The sequence below is a fragment of the Pseudoxanthomonas sp. F11 genome (assembly GCF_037046485.1).
Classification (GTDB): Bacteria; Pseudomonadota; Gammaproteobacteria; order Xanthomonadales; family Xanthomonadaceae; genus Pseudoxanthomonas_A.
Genome location: NZ_JBANLZ010000002.1, coordinates 143564 through 159872 on the forward strand (window position 1 = coordinate 143564; position 16309 = coordinate 159872).

A 16309-nucleotide genomic window follows, 5' to 3' on the forward strand; every position below is an offset into this window, starting at 1 on the left:
CCGCATCTTCATGGCCCAAGAGCTCCGGCATCTGATCAGCGACGCGCCCCGCGTGATGGTGGTGGATGGGTCGAAGCTGGTGCGCAAGCTGATCGCCGACGTGCTGCAGCGCGAAGTGCCGGGGGTGCAGGTGATCGGCTGCTCCAGCATCGCCGAGGCGCGTACCGCGCTGGAGCAGGGCGAAGTGCACCTGGTCACCACCGCCCTGGCGCTGCCCGACGGCGACGGACTGGAGATCGCGCGCAGCGTGCGCGAGGCGGCGGGCCAGGCTTACGTGCCGGTGATCGTGGTGTCCGGCGATGCCCAGCAGCACTTGGAAGAACGCCGCTTCACCGAGTTCGTCACCGATTATTTCGACAAGGCGCTGGGCCACGAGGCGCTGGCGACCTTCATCCGCGGCTACGTGCAGCCCGAGCCGGTGGTGGGTGCGACGATCCTCTACATCGAGGACAGTCGCGTGGTGGCCGAGACCACGCGGCGCATGCTGGAGCGTCAGTCGCTCAACGTGGTGCACGTGCTGAAGGCGGAGGATGCGTTCGCCCTGCTTACCGCCGAATCGCTGGGCCTGTCCACGCACAAGTTCGACCTGGTACTGACCGACGTGATCCTGAAGGGCGAGCTGAGCGGGCGCGACATCGTGCAGCGCATTCGCGTGGATTTCGCCTACGGCAAGCGGCGCCTGCCGATCCTGGTGATGACCGGCGACAGCAACCGCGACAACCAGGCCGAGCTGCTGCAGGCCGGGGCCAACGACCTGGTGCTGAAGCCGATCGCCGAGCGCCTGCTGGTGACCAAGGTCCTGTTCCAGCTGCGTCTGGCGCGCATGGACGCATCGCGCGCGCTGGTCTGAGGCGCGTGCGTCCGGCATGACCGAAGAAGACCGCATCAGGCTGGAGCCTTCCTGGAAGGCGCGCATCGGCGACTGGCTGCAGCGGCCGGAGATGCGCGAGCTGTCCGCCTTCCTGCGCCAGCGCAAGGCGGCGGGCGCGCGCATCTATCCGCCGGGGCCGCAGATCTTCGCGGCCTTCGACGCCACGCCGTTCGACGCGGTGAAGGTGGTGATCCTGGGCCAGGACCCCTACCACGGCCCCGGGCAGGCGCACGGGCTGTGCTTCTCGGTGCTGCCCGGCGTGCCGGTGCCGCCGTCGCTGGCGAACATCTTCAAGGAACTCAATGCCGACCTGGGCATCGCGCCGCCGGACCATGGCTGCCTGCTGCCGTGGGCGCGCCAGGGCGTGCTGCTGCTCAATGCCGTGCTGACGGTGGAAGAAGGACGTGCCGGCGCCCACCAGGGCAAGGGCTGGGAAGGCTTCACCGACCACGCCATCGAGACGCTGGCGCGCGAGCGCGAAGGGCTGGTGTTCCTGCTGTGGGGCAGCTACGCGCAGGCCAAGGGCAAGGTGATCGACACGCGCCGGCACCGCGTGCTGCGCGCGCCGCATCCCTCGCCGCTGTCGGCGCATCGTGGTTTCCTGGGATGCGGGCACTTCGGCGCCACCAACCAATACCTGGCGCAGCGGGGACTGTCGCCTATCGACTGGCGGTTGCCGCCGAGGGGTGCGTTGGACCTCTGATTCGTTCCGGGTCCGTCGGGCCCGGTTTTCGCGTGCGGCGCGCCGCCGTGCGCACCCATGGGGAGAAGTGCATGAAAGTACTGAAGATGGTGGCGATTCTGTCGTTCCTGTTCCTGCAGGGATGTGCGTCGTCGTTGATGAAGCCTGCGGACGGGAGTGCCTTGGTGGAGCCGCCCGGCGAGAACAGCCGCGTCGTGTTCCTGCGCCCGTCCTCTTTCGGCGGCGCGATCCAGGCGTCCCTGTTCGACATCACCGGTGACGAGACCCGGTTCATCGGTGTGAGCTCGACCGGAACGCAGGTCGTTTATGACGTCGCACCCGGCCGCCATCGGTTTATGGTGGTCTCCGAGGCGGCGGATTTCATGGAGGCCGAACTGTCGCCTGGCCAGACGTACTACGCCGTGGTCACGCCTCGGATGGGCGCGTGGAAGGCGCGCTTCTCGTTGTGGCCGATCAAGGCGGCCTCGGAGAACGAGTTCAACTGGCGTAATGCGGACGTGGCCAAATGGATCGCCAATGCCAAGCATGTGCAGAACACGCCGGAAGGCGAGGCGTGGTTCAAGGCGAACCGGGCGTCCATCATCGAGAAGCAGGCGGACTACCTGGTCGTCTGGAACAAGAAGAGCGCCGCCGACTTGGCGCAGCGCACGCTGGCGCCCGGCGACGCGTTCGCCGCGAAGCCCTGATGCAGGGGGAGCGTCCGCCGTGGACGGACGCTCCCTTCAACCACGCGAGGCGAGCGATCAGCGCGTCCGGCGCCGCTTCTGGGGTGGCGAAACCGGGGGTGGCGGCGTGACGGGGATGTTCTTGATCTCGGCCTGCAGCTCGTCCAGCATCGGCACCATCTTCTGCTGCACGGCGGTCATGATGTTCTGCATCAGCGCCGGATTCTTGTCGAGCATGCGCTGGCCGGCGGCGCTTTCGTAGAACTTGGTGATCGCCCGCACGTCCTCGCGCGTGTAGGTCTTCTTGTAGACGTCCAGGTACACCGGGCGCATCTCTTCCCACGACAGCGCCTTGCGCACGATCTCCTGGGTCTTGGCCTGGATGCGGGCCACCTCGGCCTTCTGCTCTTCGGTCATCTCCTTGCCGGCGAAATGCTTGTCGAACTCCTGCTGCTGCACCGCCTCCATCTGCGGCACGACGCCCGCGAGCAGGCTTTCGGCGCGCGACGCCTTGAGCAGGCGGTCGATGTCCGCGTCGGTGGGCTCGGCGGCGAAGGTCGGTACGGACGCCGCCAGGGCGAGGGCGATCAGGAGGCGGGACAGGGCGCGGGCCGTGGTCGACGTAAGGCGGGGCATGCGGCGTGGGCGGCGTGGGCGACTCGGAAGTGGGGTCGTAGGGTGCCTGCCCGTGAGTAAATCTGGTGTTAATCGACGACGATCGGGGCGCCAGCGCGCTGCGAACGGCCCCGCATCCTGAATACAATCCGCGCATGGGGAGCACCGCACTCGAGATCACGCCGACGCTGTCGATACCCGACGACGAACTCGTCGAGCGGTTCGTGCGCGCCAGCGGCGCGGGCGGGCAGAACGTCAACAAGGTCGCCACTGCGGTGGAGCTGCGCTTCGACGTAGCCGGTTCGCCGTCGCTGCCCGACGCCCTGCGCGAGCGGCTGCTGTCCCGGCGCGACCGCCGCCTTACCGACGAAGGCGTGCTGGTGATCGACGCGCAACGCTTCCGCACGCAGGACCGCAACCGCCAGGACGCGCGCGAGCGCCTGGCCGCGCTGATCGCCGCGGCGCTGGTCGTGCCGAAGAAGCGCATCGCCACCCAGCCCTCGCGCGCGGCCAAGGCGCGCCGGCTGGACGCCAAGCGCGGACGCAGCGAGGTCAAGCGCGGCCGGTCGCAGAAGAACCAATGGGAGTAACCGCTTGAGTCACGACATCGTCCCGCGCATCCCGCCGAACATGCCGCAGGTGCCGCCCAACCGCTTCACCCGCTGGATGGGCCGCACCTTTCTGCGCGTGTTCGGCTGGAAGATCGTCGGCACGCTGCCGGACATCCCCAAGCTGGTGATGATCGTGGCGCCGCACTCGTCCAACTGGGACGGCATCTGGGGCATGGCGGCGAAGATCGCCATGGGTTTCCAGGTGCGCGTGCTGGGCAAGGCGCAGCTGTTCTGGTGGCCGCTGTCGCCGCTGCTGCGCAAGCTGGGCGTGGTGCCGGTGGATCGCAGTTCGCCGCAGGGTACGGTGGAGCAGGCGGTCCGCATGATCCGCCAGTCCGACAGGATGTGGTTCGCGCTGACGCCGGAAGGCACCCGCAAGCGCGTGGACAAGTGGAAGGGCGGCTTCCTGAAGATCGCCCAGCAGGCGCAGGTACCCATCCTGATGGCGTACTTCCACTATCCCGAGAAGACCATCGGCATCGGTGACGTGTATTACCCCACCGGCGACATGGACACCGACATGGCCGCGATCCGCGCGTGGTACCAGCCGTGGCAGGGGAAGAACCGCGGGACGGTGTGAGCGTCAACGAGCCTTGACCTGGCCGGAGTTGGACCAGCGCGTGGGCCAGGATGACGAAGCTGCCGTCGTCCCAGCGAAAGCGGGGACCCATCTTGATCCCGCGGTTGCCTGAATCGACTTGCGGCGGCTGCGGATTGTTCGGGCAGGTGTCCACGGCAAGGGCAATTGGATCCCAGCATTCGCTGGGATGACGACGTCGTGGTTGTCGCGTGGGCGTTCGGTGCAGCGCTGGGGTCGTGCAAGGACATGGGGTCCCGGCGTTCGCCGGGATGACGGATCGCGGATCAGCTGGGCGGTTGGCCGCCGGCGTCCAGAAAAAAAGGCCCGCCTTGCGGCGGGCCTCGCTCCCTTCCCTGGGGTTGCGGGTTACAGCGCTTCGCCGCCCAGCTTCCAGGTGACCTGCAGGAAGTAGCTGCGGCCGGTGGAGTCGAACCAGGACGTGTCGTAGTACGGATAGTTCGACCAGGTCGCGTCCTTGGGCGGCATGTCGTCCAGCAGGTTGTTGACGGTCAGCGACACGCGCAGGTGGTCGTTGATGTCGTAACGCGCACCTGCATTGAATCGCCATGTCGCCTTGGTCCAGGCGTCGTTGGCGTAGTTGGCGACGCGGCCAACGTAGTTGCCGAAGAGGCTCGCGCCGAACGTGCCTTTATCCCATGCCACGCCGATGTTGCCTTTGGTGCGGGGCAGCGTGGTGTCGGCGAAGCTGACGTCGAGCATGTCCTCCTTCGGGTCGCCCGGATACTGCTGGCGCGTGTGGCGGTGCGTCCAGTTGTAGTTGGCCCGAAAGGCGAAATCGCCGGCAGTTGCCGTCTGAAGGCGGTAGCTGGCAGTGACATCGATGCCGGACGTTTCTTCGTTCGCGATGTTTATCGGGCTGAAGCGGACGCTCGAGATCACACCGTCCTCGTCACGAATGACGCGGGCCAGCGCATCCACGCAGGTCGGTGAGTTGATGTCCACAGCGGCGCCGGTATCGGTCTCGCCCAGGCGGCAATCTGCTTCCGTCATGCGTAGCAATTCACGGTCCTGCGTCTGCACCTGGTTCATTACGCGGATCTTGTAGTAGTCCACTGCCAGATCGAAGTTGGCCACTGGCGACCAGACGAGTCCGACGGTGAACGACTTGCTGGTTTCCACATCCAGCTCGGGGTTTCCGTTGTAGACGTCGAAGGTGCTGACGTCGTAGTCACCTACGTCGTAGCAATAGTTGTTGGACGATCCGGGTTCTGCCGTACGGCAGTCGTAGTAATCGGTCGCGAAGCGGGTGCGGTAGTAGTCATCGCCTGCGAACAGATAGTGCATGTCCGGTGCGCGGAAGCCGGTGCCATAGGAGCCGCGAATCAGCAGCGTGTCGATGGGGCGCCATTCCAGGCCCGCGCTATAGGTGAACTTGCCCGGGTTCTTGTTGCCGTAGCTGTAGCGGTCGTAACGCCCGGCCAGACTGGCGTCCAGCGTCGAGGCCAAGGGCACGCGCACCTCGGCGGCTGCGCTCCAGCGGTCGCGTTCACCGTCACCATCACCGTAGCGCGGCCCGTAATATGCGTCTTCGGTCAGCGCAAGCGGATCAGGGTTGATGTGGTACGACTGGCGGCCGAACTCCAGCGCGCCCGCGAAGCCGGCATCACCTGCCGGCATTGAGAACAGGGCGGGTGTGTCGACGGTGAAGCTGACGTTGTCGTTCTTGGCTTCCGGACGAAACACGGACATCACAGCGATGGAATTGAATTCATCGACGGTCAGGGGCGTGAACAGTCGCGCCGGATCCGGGCTGTAGATGGCATAGCCATCGTCGTTGTAGCCCAGTCGTTCGCCGAGGAACAGGCGGTTGGCGGCCTCGGCATCGATGCGTGGCATGCCCACGTCGGCCTTGTATTGCGAATGGTTGTAGGCGGCTTCCCAGTTCCATGCCTCGCCAAACGCGCCCTTCAGGCCGGTGGTCACCCCGAAGGTCTTCTGGGTAGTGGTATTCATGCGGTTGCGCAGGCCGCCCATCTCCTCGGGCGTGAACTGGCGGGACCAGATCTCGCGGCGATCCGTGGCGGCGTTGTAGAAGACCTTGTTGCGGTAGTTGTTGGTGGAGTCCGGATCATGGAACTCCCAGCCCATGTGGTCGCTGGCCGCCAAGTTGCCGTTGGTGCCGGTCAGCAGCTTTACTTCCTGCCGCCCAAGTTGCAGATCCGCGAACCAGGATAGCGTGTCGGAGAAGCGGTACTCGAACGAGCCGTAAGCGGCATAGCCCTTGCGCTCATTCTGGATGGTTCGATACGCGATGGCACGGTCACTGCCACAGTACGGGCCGTAGTCGGGATCTTCCGCGGCCACCGTCGTGCCCTGGTTGAGGCCAGCCATCGAGGCGCAACCATTGGCCGGGAGTTCGTTGGTATCGGTTTCCCAGTCCTGCAACTGGGCAATCAGGCGTGGCAGGCGGCGTTCTTCCGTGGGTGCGTCGTAGGTGGAATCCTGGATGCTGCGGTCTGTGCCCCACAATGGCTTCTTGTTTATCAGCTCAACCCCGACGATACCGCTGAAGCTGCCGGTGTCAAAACCGGTGGTCAGCGTCAGGTGCTGCGAGGAGCCACCACCGCGTTCGGTGTCGCCGTAGCGGTAGTCGATGATGGTGCCGTCGGTGGACTTCTTCAGGATGAAGTTGATCACGCCGGCCATCGCGTCGGAGCCGTAGACCGCCGAGGCGCTGCCGGTCAGCACTTCGATGCGGTCGATCATGCCCAGCGGGATGTTGCCGATGTCGGTGAAGTTGCTGCGGCCGTTGAGCGGCAGCGGGAAGTCGGCGATGCGGCGGCCGTTGATCAGCACCAGCGTGTGGTTGGGGCCCAGGCCACGCAGGTCGACCGCCTGTGCGCCGGGCGTGGACTGGGCGCTGGTGGTGTTCTGCTGGCCCTGCACGCTGCCGCTGTTCTGGCTCAGCGAACGCAGCACCTCGGGCACCGAGGTCAGGCCGGCGGCCTGGATCTGTTCCGCGGTCACCACCGTGATCGGCGCCGGACCTTCGATCTGCGCACGCGGGATGCGCGAGCCGGTGACCTGCAGGGTCTCCAGCTGGGTCACGGGTTCCTCGGCCTGCGCGGCACCGCCCCCGGGAGGCGCCTCCTGAGGCGCGGGACGCGGCGCCGGGGCGCGACGCGGGGTGGCGTCGGCCTGCACGATCAGCACCGCGCCGGAGGCGTCGCGCTTGGCTTCGAAGCCGCTGCCCTTGAGCAGCCGTTCCAGCGCCTGGTCGGTGTTCGCGGCGCCCTGCACGCCCGTGGTGCGACGGCCCTTCATCTGATCGGCGCGGTACACCAGCTGGGTGCCGGACTGCTTGGCCAGCGTGTTCAGCGCCGTGGCCAGCTCGCCGGCGGGCAGGTCGATGCGGCCGGGGGCCGCCTGGGCCTGCGCGGACAGCGCCGCGCTACAGGCCATGCTCAACAGCAGGACTCGCATTGGATACCGCATGGACGACTCTCCCCGGGGCGCTCGGAATGGCGCCTTCTGGACATCAGGACGAACGAACCGGACAAATCCCCCCGCGACGTTCGTCGGTGGCGCGGCGGCCCGCTAGCGCGCGTGCAGGACGATGCGCTCCGGGTGCCGCTCCACGCGTACCGGGAATCCCTGTTCCAGCAGGCGCGCGAAGCCCTCGGCATTGGACCAGCGGAAGTTCCCGCCCACGCGCAGGTCGGCCACCGTGGCGTCGGCCAGTTCCAGCTTGCGTGCATTGAACCGGTTGAACTCGGCGGCGGCCTCGGCCAGCGAGGTGTCGTCGAAGGTCAGGAATCCCTCCCGCCATTCCAGGTAGCGTTCGGCGTCGGCCACCGGGACCGAGCGCACCAGCACGCCGTTGCGTCCGGCGGTGGCCACGCTGCCGGCCGGCAGCAGGGAGACCGGTTGCGCGCGGCCGTCGTCGCCGATGCGGGTTTCAAGACGCACCTTGCCCTCGGTCACCACCACGCGCACGTCCTCGGGGTTGCGGCGCACGGAGAAGCGCGTGCCCACGGCGGCGACGCGGCGGCCCTGCGCTTCCACCACGAAGGGGCGGCGCCGGTCGTGGGCCACGTCGAAGAAGGCCTCGCCGCGCGTGAGCGCGATATGGCGTTCCTGGCGGGTGATTCGCACCTCCAGCTGGCTGTCGCTGCTGAGGGTGGCGGTGGAACCGTCCGGCAGGGTCAGGGTCTGTACCTGGCCGACGGCACTGGCGTAGTGCGCCTGCTGGCGTCCGGTCAGCTGCCAGCCGCCCCATGCCGCCGAGCCCAGCGCCAGCATCGCCAGCGCGGCCGCCACGCCGTGCCGCCAGCGGCTAGGGCGCGCGTGCGCATGGCGTGGCGCGAAGGTGATGCCGCGCAGGTCGGGCAGGTCAGGCGCAGGGGCACCAAGGCCGGCGGCCTCCGTGCGCGGCGGCGGTCCGCCCGCCGGCAGGCCGGCTGCCAGTGCCTGCAGGCGGCCTGCCTCGGCCCAGGCGGCCTCCAGCCTCAGGAACGCGACCTTGTGGCGCGCCGACGCCGACAGCCATGCCTCCAGCGCCTGCTGGTCGTGTGGCGCCCAGTCTCCCGCGTCGCGGCGGACCAGCCAGTCGGCCGCCTGCTGTTCAATCCGCTTGCTGTCGGTCATGTCCGTCGTCCTCGTCCATGACAAGGCGGGCATCCCTGCGCCCGCCCGGCACGTGCGCGTCGTCGCCACCGTACAGATGGTCGGCGATCAGGCGCATCCCCTTGGCCAGATGTTTTTCCACGGTCTTCTCGCTGATGCCCAGGCGCGCGGCGACCGCCTTCTGCGGCAGCTCCTCCACGCGCCGCAGCCACACCACTTCGCGGCAGCGGTCGGGGAGTCGGTCCAGGGCCTCCACCACGCGCTTGAGCGCCTGGCGGGTCCCGGTCCAGCGCTCGGGCGACACCTCGTCGATCAGGTAGACGTTCGAGGACTCGAAATCACCCACCGGCTCGATCGACACCACCCGGCTGCGGCGCAGGCGGTCGGTCATCAGGTGGCGCGCGGTGGTGAACAGGAAGGCCTTGGGCGCGTCCGGGCGCGTGCGTCCGGCGGCTTCATAGACCCGCGCGTAGACCTCCTGGCGCAGATCGTGCCATTCGTCGCGGTGCGGCCAGTGGCGTTGCAGGAACAGCGCCAGTGCCCGTTCATGGACCAGCACTTCGCGGACGAACCACGCATCGAATTCAGTGGGCATGCCCGCACTCTAGCCCAAGCGCGCGCGCTGCGGCATGGGGGAAGCGAGGCGCCGCTTCGTCTCCACAAGTCACCGGTGCGTGGCATCCTGCCGCGACCTTCGACGTGGAGTGCATGGCATGGTGTCTGTCCTTGGTGCGGTGCGGCGCGGTGCGCTGGGCATGCTGTTGCTGGCGGCGGCGCTGCCGGCGTTCGCGGCCAGGCCCGCCCATTACGTGCTCGGCGACGTGTCGGCCAGGACGCCGGGCAAGGTCGAGCCGGGTCTGCTGCTGATGGGGGGCGGCGACCGCAATTTCGAGGCCATGCGCTGGTTCATGAAGAAGGCGGGCAACGGCCACATCGTGGTGCTGCGCGCCTCGCAGGCCGGCGAGATCGGCGAGGAGTTCTTCAACGAGGTCGGCGGCATCGCCTCGGTGGAAACCTACGTCTTCAGCGACCGCGAAAGCGCGAGCGATCCGGCCGTGCTGCGCAGCCTGAAGCGCGCCGACGGCATCTTCCTGGCCGGCGGCGACCAGTCGCGCTACGTGCGCTACTGGCGCGGCACGCCGGTGGGCGCGGCGCTGGATGCGCACGTGCGCGCGGGCAAGCCGCTGGGCGGCACCAGCGCCGGCCTGGCCATGCAGGGCGAATACCTCTACGGCGCGATGGACGGTGGCAGCGTGATCAGCCCGCATGCGCTGGCCGACCCTCTGGGGCCGGACAACACCATCGAGACGGACTTCCTGCAGCTGGCGCTGCTGAAGGGCGTGATCACCGATACGCACTTCAGCGAGCGCAACCGCCTGGGCCGGCTGATCGCCTTCGTCGCCAAGGCCGAGTCGCTGGCCGGCCGCCCGATCCTGGGCCTGGGCGTGGACGAGGATGCCGCGGTTGCCGTGGAAGGCGACGGCACCGCGCGCGTGTACGCCACCGCGCCGGGCGCCGGCGCCACGGTGGTGAAGGGCGGCTTCGCGCAGAAGCAAGTCGAAGACGAGCCGATGAACCTGGACCGCGTCGACACCGTCATCGCCGGCGTGGATTCCGTGTTGCACCTGCCGAGCGGTCGCGTGGACAAGCCTGCCGCCGAGCGTCGCTACGCGGTGCGCAACGGCGTGCTGGTGGCGATGGATGCGCCGGTGCTGGTGATCCACGGCGGTGCGGGCGTGGAGCGCGCCGGCATGACCCCGGCCGACGAAGCTGCCGCGCGCACCGCACTGGAAGCGGCCCTGCGCGCGGGGCACGCGCAGCTGAAGGCGGGCAAGCCCGCGCTGGAGGCCGTGACCGCCGCGATCACCGTGCTGGAGGATGCGCCGCAGTTCAACGCCGGCCGCGGTGCGGTGTTCACCCACGACGGCAGGAACGAGCTGGACTCCTCGATCATGGACGGCGCCACCGGCAAGGCCGGCGCGGTCGCCGGCGTGCACCGCGTCAAGAACCCGATCACCCTGGCGCGCGCGGTGATGGACCGGTCGCGCCATGTGATGATGGTCGGCGGCGGCGCCGAGGCGTTCGCCAAGGAGCAGGGCATCGCCCTGGTCGATCCGTCCTACTTCCGCACCGAAAAGCGCTGGCAGCAGCTGCAGAACGCGTTGAAGGAAGAGCAGCAGGCGCAGGCGAGCCACACGCCGCAGGACCTGCCGGGCAAGGTCTACTTCGGCACGGTCGGCGCGCTGGCGCTGGATGCGAAGGGCCAGCTGGCCGCGGGCACGTCGACCGGTGGCATGACCAACAAGCGCTACGGCCGCGTGGGCGACTCGCCGATCATCGGCGCGGGCACCTGGGCCGACGACCGCTGCGCGTTCTCCGGTACCGGTTGGGGCGAGTACTACATCCGTGCCGCCGCCGCGCACGAGGTCTGCGCCCGCGTGCGCCTGGCCGGCCACAGCCTGGCGCGCGCCGCGGACAGCGTGATCAACCGCGACATCCCCAAGGCCGGCGGCGACGGCGGCGCGATCGCGCTGGGCGCCGATGGCAGCATGGCGTTCCCGTTCAATACCGAGGGCATGTACCGCGGCTGGATCGGCGCCGATGGCGTGCCGCATGTGGCCATCTATAAGGAAGACCCGCTGCCCGCGCGCTGAGTCGGGATGGCGCTATGCTTCGGCTGTCCCGGGGAGAGACGGAGCATGCGCAAGATGTGGGGAATCGGGCTGCTGATGGTGGCCCTCAGTGCGGCGTCGGCCGAGCCAGCGCCCGAGCCGATCCACTTCCGCGCGCATGCGCGGGTCGTGCTGGACGCGCAGGGTGTGCCGCAGCGCGTCGAGGTGGACCAGAAGCTGCCCGCCGTGATCCGCGAGGCGATCGCGCAGCGCGTGGGGCAATGGCGTTTCGAGCCGGCCCGGGCCGGCGAACAACCGCGCGCGGGCGCCACGACCGTCTTCGTGGATGCGTGTGCCGTTCCGTCGGCGGACGGCGACATGCGGCTGGCGGTGGATTACGGCTGGAATGGTCCGGGTTATGCGGACGGGCGCTACCTCCTGCCCGCACCGCGCTATCCGGTCGATGCCGCCAGGCGGAACAAGGGCGGCGCGTTCCGCGTGGTGCTGCAGATCGGCACCGACGGGCGCGCCACGGTGGAGACGATCGAGGCCCAGGAGGGGCAGCTGCCGCTGTTCGAGCAGGCGCTGCGCACGTGGGTGGCTTCGCTCCGCTATGTGCCCGAGGAGATCGACGGAGCGCCCGTCGCCACCCGCGTGGCGATCCCCGTGGAGTTCTCGATGGGCGGGCCGGGCCAGCGCGAGTACCGGCGCCAGGAGCGCGAGGCCCGGCAGCGCTCCCCCGAATGCAGGGCGGCGATGGGGGAAGAGGACGCGTCCCCTTCGCAGCCGGTCGTGCTGGATTCCCCGTTCAGGCCGATTCCGGCGGGATAGCCGGGCGAGGATCCCCGGGACCGGCGCCCTGCAGGTCGGCCATGTGGCCATCCCCTGCCTCGCCGATCGCCCTCTCTCATTGCACTCCGCTGCCCCGCCATCGGGAGCCTGGGCGGCCCACATCGGCGTGTTTGCGGGCCACAACTGTGACGCAGTTATCAAATGTGTCATCTGTAAGTTAAGATACAGACCACACTTCGGGCTCACCCCGCCTCGCCAGGACCGGCGCCACGGGGAGGGTCCACCACAGGGGCAGGCGGGGCCATCAGGGATGGTCCGACCCGGGCAGTGCCTCGTCAACCGATGCGTCAGGGGTTCCGTTCGTCGATGTCGTACCGCGCTCATGGTGATCTGCGCCCGAACGGCGCCCCTTCCACACGCCACCCACACGCGCCTTGTTCCCTGGTCGCCGCACCGGTGCGGCGCCGACGGCCCGGTGCCCTGCGGACCGGCCTGGTGCTTGTCGGGCTGCTGCTGGCCGGCCCGGCGCTGGCGTTGATCACCCCCAGCTGGACGACCAACGGCACCGCCTCGGCCAGCGCCACCGTCAGCGGCATCACCGTGACACTGACAGGTCAGGTGGACGAGGCGTATTCGGCCGGTACGTTCAGCAGCACCAACTGGTGGAACGACCCCTACGGCGGCGGCGTCAACGGCGGTCCCTCGCTGACGATGGTCTACGACAATGCCGGCACGCGTAACTACGTGTTTACCTTCAGTAAGGCCGTGGACAACCCCGTGCTGCATGTAGACCGTCTGGGTGGGTACTACGACAACAACCGACCGAACAGCGCGCGCTGGACGCTGACCGGATTCAACGCGACGGGCGGATCGGTGGCACTGGAGCGGCTGTCGGGCAACACGCAATTCACCGTGATCCCGGCGCAGAACCGCTTCACGCGCACGACGACCGGTACGTTCAGCGGGACCGGTTCGGCAGAATGCCTGTCCACGTCGAACGGTACCGCCTGCGGATCGGTCCGCTTCAATGGCACCGGCATCACCCGGCTGACCTTCGCGGTGGACATGGCGGGCGACCGGGGTGCGGGCGACGAGCTGGAACTGCGCTGGAGCTTCGATGGCGCGAAGGTGGTCGTGCGCAAGCAGTCCACCGGCGGCACCGGCACGTTCGGCATCACGGCCGGCAATGCGCTGTCGCAGACGTTCAATCTGGTCACGACGGCGCAGAACACGCCCGTGGCATCGGCGGTGTATCCGCTCACCAACCATGCGGCGGCGATCACGCTGACCGAATCCAGCGTTCCTTCCGGTTATGTGCTGCTGGCGGCCGCCTGCACCGATCAGAACGGCGCCACGGTAGCCGCCACCGTCGACACGGCCGCACGCCAGGTCACCATTCCGTCCGCCAACTACCGCGCCAACCAGACCATCACCTGCACGTTGAGCAACGCCGCGCCCGCGACCCTGGCCTTGGCCAAGACGTGGACCAATGCCGCGGTCAACGACACCGCCCTGCTGTCCGGCACCGGTGGCACCAACACCGCCACGTTGGCTTCGGTCGCCGACAGCGCCGCCGAGACCGACATCGGCGCCGCGGTGCAGGTGGCGCCGGGGAACGTCATCACCCTGTCCGAAACGCTGGGCGGGGGCAATGCGCGTCCCTACACCGCCAGCGCGTGGACGTGCACCGGCGGCGCCCTGAGCGGGAACACGCTGAGCCTCACGAGTGCACACGCCGGGCAGGCGATCGTCTGTTCCGTCACCAACAGCGGGCGGGCGACCGACGTGTCGGTGGTCAAGTCGGCCGCGGTGGGCCCGGTGATCAGCGGGCAGGTGGCGAACTTCACCGTCGTCGTCTCCAACGCCGGTCCCCTTGCCGCCGATGGCGCGGTGGTCAGCGACACCCCCGGTGCCGGCCTGGACTGCCCTGTCTCGGGCAATCCGATCACCTGCAGCGCCAGTGGCGGCGCCGCGTGCCCCGGTGCAGCCTCGCTGCCGGGCCTGGTGGGGGCGGGCGTGGCGGTGCCGACCCTGCCGGTCGGCGGGACCGTGACCTTTACGGTCCCCTGCCAAGTGACGGCCAGCGGCCTGTAGGTCCGCACGCGCTTCCCAAGCGCGTTGCCCGTCATCCATGATGCGGCGTCCCGATCCGCCGCATTGACGTGATGAGTCGTACTGCCTGGGCCTGGGCGGTGGTGGTGCTGACCACCGTCGCGCTCGCCGCGACCTTCCTGGTCACCCCCCGTTTCCCCGTCCCCGTGCCCGAATCCGGGCCGCCCGCCACCCCGTTCGGATGGTCCGGGCAGTTGTCGCTGGTGGCGGGCGATGGCATGCGCGGGCTCCTGGACGGGACCGGCGTGGTGGCACGATTCGACGACCCGTGGGGCATCGTGGTGGCGGCCGACGGGATGCGCTATGTCGCCGACGCAGGCGATAACAACCGGATCCGCCGCATCGCCCCCGACGGTACCGTGTCGACCCTGGCGGGCGGACGCGAAGGATTCGCCGACGGCACCGGCGCGGCGGCCGCCTTCCATACGCCCTCGGCGCTGGCGCTGGATGGCGACGGCACCCTGTATGTCGCCGACACCGGCAACCATGCCATCCGCAAGGTCACGCCGCAGGGCGTGGTGACCACGCTCGCCGGCGGCGGTGGCCCCGGCTTCCGCGACGGGCCGGCTCGGCAGGCGCTGTTCAACGGGCCCATCGGCGTGGCCGTGGACGGCGCGGGCCGGGTCTACGTGGCCGACACCTACAACGACCGCATCCGCGTGATCGACCGCGAGGGCCAAGTGACCACGCTCGCCGGTGGCGAAGGCCCCGGCTTCCAGGATGGCACCGGCGATCAGGCGCGTTTCGATACGCCCACCGCCGTGGCAGTGGATGCCACGGGAATCGCGTGGGTGGCGGACATGCGCAACGATGCGATCCGCCGCATCGGGCCGAAGGGCGGCGTCAGCACGCTTCCGCTGCAGCCTGACCTGGACACCCAGGCCGGGCCGCGCCGTCCGCTGGCGCTGGCGCTCACCCACGATGGCCACCTGTACATCGGCGAGCTGTCCACTGGCCGCGTGATGCAGGTGATGCGCGATGGACGCTGGCGGGCGCTGGCCGGCCATCTGCCGGGGCAGCGGTTTTCGCGGACGGCAGGACTGGCCATCGACGCCGCCGGCGATGTGTACTTCACCGACGCGGGCAGCCATCGCGTGCATCGCATCGCACCGATGGCGGCGGGTGCGGTGGCCGCCGTCACGCCGGTCGGTCCCGCGCCGGACGATCCTCTGCCCGATACCGGGGGCCGCTGGCCGCTCGCGCCGCAGCACGGATGGCACGAAGTCGTGGGGACGCTGGGCGAAGTGCGTGGCGACTACCAGGGCGAGAGCCGCCACCACCTGCACGGCGGGCTCGATATCCGTGGCGATGTGGGCGCCACCGTGCTGGCCATCGCCGATGGCAAGGTGGGCAGTCCCTCGGCCGCATGGGGATTCGACGGCCTGGGCGAAGGGCTGGCCGTCGGCGCATTGGCCTACATCCACATGAAGGTGGGGCGTACGCCCCGCGGCGAACTGCTCGATCCTGCGCGCTTCCAACTGCTGCATGACCTCAGCGACGATCCTTCCCGCATCCGCGTGCGCCGCGGCACCCGCTTCTCCGTGGGGGATGCACTGGGCACGGTGAACCGCATGGCCCACGTGCACCTGTCCCTCGGTCCGTCGGGTTACGAGCGCAATGCGATCGCGTTGGGCTTCGCCGGTTTCACCGACGCCTATCCGCCGCGCATCGACGAGGTGACGCTGTTCGATACGCTGGACCAGCCTATCGATGCGAAGCAGGACGGCCGCATCGTGGTGCCGCGCGACCTGCAGGGCGTCCGCATCGTGGTGGATGCGTGGGACCAGGTGGACCGCAACCTGCCGCGCAGGCGCCTGGGCCTGCATGCATTGGGCTACCAACTGCTGCACCCCGACGGCACACCGGTACCCGGCTTCGAAACGCCGCGCATGACCATCGATTTCCAGCGCCTGCCGTCCGACGATGCCGTGCAGGTGGCCTACGCGCCGGGCAGCGGCATCACCGTGCACGGCAGCGCCGTTACCCGGTTCCGCTACAGCGTCACCAATACCGTGCGCGACGGTGCCTGGGCCGAAGGCGCGTGGCAGCCCGCTTCGCTTGCGTCCGGCGACTACCTGCTGCGCATCACCGCCCGCGACCACAGCGGCAACGAAGCGCTGGCGCGCCGCGACCTGCCGCTGCGCCTGCCCTAGGCGCGGGA

13 protein-coding genes and 1 pseudogene are annotated in these 16309 nt (G+C 69.0%); 10 read left to right on the forward strand and 4 right to left on the reverse strand.

Annotated features, from left to right (window positions below; translation table 11 throughout):
- Positions 1 to 10: 10 nt before the first annotated feature.
- The 3 genes from V8246_RS06395 to V8246_RS06405 are packed head-to-tail and all read left to right on the forward strand — an operon-like array spanning position 11 to position 2260.
- Positions 11 to 850, forward strand: coding sequence for a response regulator (locus V8246_RS06395; RefSeq protein ID WP_287758532.1), 840 nt, complete (start codon positions 11 to 13; stop codon positions 848 to 850).
- Between the two features lie 16 nt (positions 851 to 866).
- A complete protein-coding gene (gene ung / locus V8246_RS06400; RefSeq protein WP_336188449.1) occupies positions 867 to 1574 on the forward strand; it encodes a uracil-DNA glycosylase in 708 nt (235 codons plus the stop codon).
- A gap of 32 nt (positions 1575 to 1606) precedes the next feature.
- Positions 1607 to 2260, forward strand: coding sequence for a hypothetical protein (locus V8246_RS06405; protein WP_336188450.1), 654 nt, complete (start codon positions 1607 to 1609; stop codon positions 2258 to 2260).
- A 57-nt stretch (positions 2261 to 2317) separates the two neighbouring features.
- Here the strand turns inward: V8246_RS06405 and V8246_RS06410 are convergent, their stop codons facing one another.
- Positions 2318 to 2875: a DUF2059 domain-containing protein gene (locus tag V8246_RS06410; RefSeq protein WP_336188451.1), complete on the reverse strand. Its 558-nt coding sequence runs from the start codon at positions 2873 to 2875 to the stop codon at positions 2318 to 2320.
- A gap of 134 nt (positions 2876 to 3009) precedes the next feature.
- Here V8246_RS06410 and arfB point away from each other — a divergent pair, with 134 nt between their 5' ends.
- Positions 3010 to 3444 (forward strand): alternative ribosome rescue aminoacyl-tRNA hydrolase ArfB, encoded by a 435-nt coding sequence (gene arfB / locus V8246_RS06415; protein WP_336188452.1) that lies wholly within the window; start codon positions 3010 to 3012, stop codon positions 3442 to 3444.
- Between the two features lie 40 nt (positions 3445 to 3484).
- Entirely contained in the window at positions 3485 to 4045 is a 561-nt protein-coding gene (locus V8246_RS06420; protein WP_162111245.1) for a lysophospholipid acyltransferase family protein, read from the forward strand.
- A 366-nt stretch (positions 4046 to 4411) separates the two neighbouring features.
- Here the strand turns inward: V8246_RS06420 and V8246_RS06425 are convergent, their stop codons facing one another.
- The 3 genes from V8246_RS06425 to V8246_RS06435 all read right to left on the reverse strand — a co-directional run bounded on the left by V8246_RS06425 (position 4412) and on the right by V8246_RS06435 (position 9227).
- Positions 4412 to 7468 carry a TonB-dependent receptor gene (locus V8246_RS06425; RefSeq protein ID WP_336189050.1) on the reverse strand — a complete coding sequence of 1019 codons (3057 nt, stop codon included), beginning with the start codon at positions 7466 to 7468 and terminating at the stop codon, positions 4412 to 4414.
- Between the two features lie 135 nt (positions 7469 to 7603).
- The gene (locus V8246_RS06430) at positions 7604 to 8653 is read right to left on the reverse strand and encodes a FecR domain-containing protein (RefSeq protein WP_336188453.1); all 1050 of its coding nucleotides are present in this window, start codon (positions 8651 to 8653) and stop codon (positions 7604 to 7606) included.
- Complete coding sequence (locus V8246_RS06435) at positions 8631 to 9227, reverse strand: sigma-70 family RNA polymerase sigma factor (protein ID WP_336188454.1); 597 nt, start codon at positions 9225 to 9227, stop codon at positions 8631 to 8633. The genes V8246_RS06430 and V8246_RS06435 overlap by 23 nt, the downstream gene beginning before the upstream one ends.
- 313 nt (positions 9228 to 9540) lie before the next feature.
- Here V8246_RS06435 and V8246_RS06440 point away from each other — a divergent pair.
- The 5 genes and pseudogenes from V8246_RS06440 to V8246_RS06460 all read left to right on the forward strand — a co-directional run.
- Positions 9541 to 10107: pseudogene (locus V8246_RS06440) on the forward strand (cyanophycinase); the annotation flags it as partial.
- Between the two features lie 222 nt (positions 10108 to 10329).
- Complete coding sequence (locus V8246_RS06445; RefSeq protein ID WP_336189052.1) at positions 10330 to 11286, forward strand: isoaspartyl peptidase/L-asparaginase; 957 nt, start codon at positions 10330 to 10332, stop codon at positions 11284 to 11286.
- 45 nt (positions 11287 to 11331) lie between these two features.
- Positions 11332 to 12075 carry an energy transducer TonB gene (locus V8246_RS06450; protein ID WP_336188455.1) on the forward strand — a complete coding sequence of 248 codons (744 nt, stop codon included), beginning with the start codon at positions 11332 to 11334 and terminating at the stop codon, positions 12073 to 12075.
- A gap of 456 nt (positions 12076 to 12531) precedes the next feature.
- Positions 12532 to 14130 carry a hypothetical protein gene (locus V8246_RS06455; RefSeq protein WP_336188456.1) on the forward strand — a complete coding sequence of 533 codons (1599 nt, stop codon included), beginning with the start codon at positions 12532 to 12534 and terminating at the stop codon, positions 14128 to 14130.
- 71 nt (positions 14131 to 14201) lie between these two features.
- The gene (locus V8246_RS06460; RefSeq protein WP_336188457.1) at positions 14202 to 16301 is read left to right on the forward strand and encodes an NHL repeat-containing protein; all 2100 of its coding nucleotides are present in this window, start codon (positions 14202 to 14204) and stop codon (positions 16299 to 16301) included.
- Positions 16302 to 16309: the final 8 nt, after the last annotated feature.

What these genes read in the sequence shown, in the direction of transcription:
- V8246_RS06395 (WP_287758532.1), top strand. Translation starts at nt 11, where the DNA reads ATGGCCCAAGAGCTCCGGCATCTGATCAGCGACGCGCCCCGCGTGATG.
- ung (WP_336188449.1), top strand. Translation starts at nt 867, where the DNA reads ATGACCGAAGAAGACCGCATCAGGCTGGAGCCTTCCTGGAAGGCGCGC.
- V8246_RS06410 (WP_336188451.1), bottom strand. Translation starts at nt 2,875, where the DNA reads ATGCCCCGCCTTACGTCGACCACGGCCCGCGCCCTGTCCCGCCTCCTG.
- arfB (WP_336188452.1), top strand. Translation starts at nt 3,010, where the DNA reads ATGGGGAGCACCGCACTCGAGATCACGCCGACGCTGTCGATACCCGAC.
- V8246_RS06420 (WP_162111245.1), top strand. Translation starts at nt 3,485, where the DNA reads ATGCCGCAGGTGCCGCCCAACCGCTTCACCCGCTGGATGGGCCGCACC.
- V8246_RS06425 (WP_336189050.1), bottom strand. Translation starts at nt 7,468, where the DNA reads ATGGCCTGTAGCGCGGCGCTGTCCGCGCAGGCCCAGGCGGCCCCCGGC.
- V8246_RS06430 (WP_336188453.1), bottom strand. Translation starts at nt 8,653, where the DNA reads ATGACCGACAGCAAGCGGATTGAACAGCAGGCGGCCGACTGGCTGGTC.
- V8246_RS06435 (WP_336188454.1), bottom strand. Translation starts at nt 9,227, where the DNA reads ATGCCCACTGAATTCGATGCGTGGTTCGTCCGCGAAGTGCTGGTCCAT.
- V8246_RS06445 (WP_336189052.1), top strand. Translation starts at nt 10,330, where the DNA reads ATGGATGCGCCGGTGCTGGTGATCCACGGCGGTGCGGGCGTGGAGCGC.
- V8246_RS06450 (WP_336188455.1), top strand. Translation starts at nt 11,332, where the DNA reads ATGCGCAAGATGTGGGGAATCGGGCTGCTGATGGTGGCCCTCAGTGCG.
- V8246_RS06460 (WP_336188457.1), top strand. Translation starts at nt 14,202, where the DNA reads ATGAGTCGTACTGCCTGGGCCTGGGCGGTGGTGGTGCTGACCACCGTC.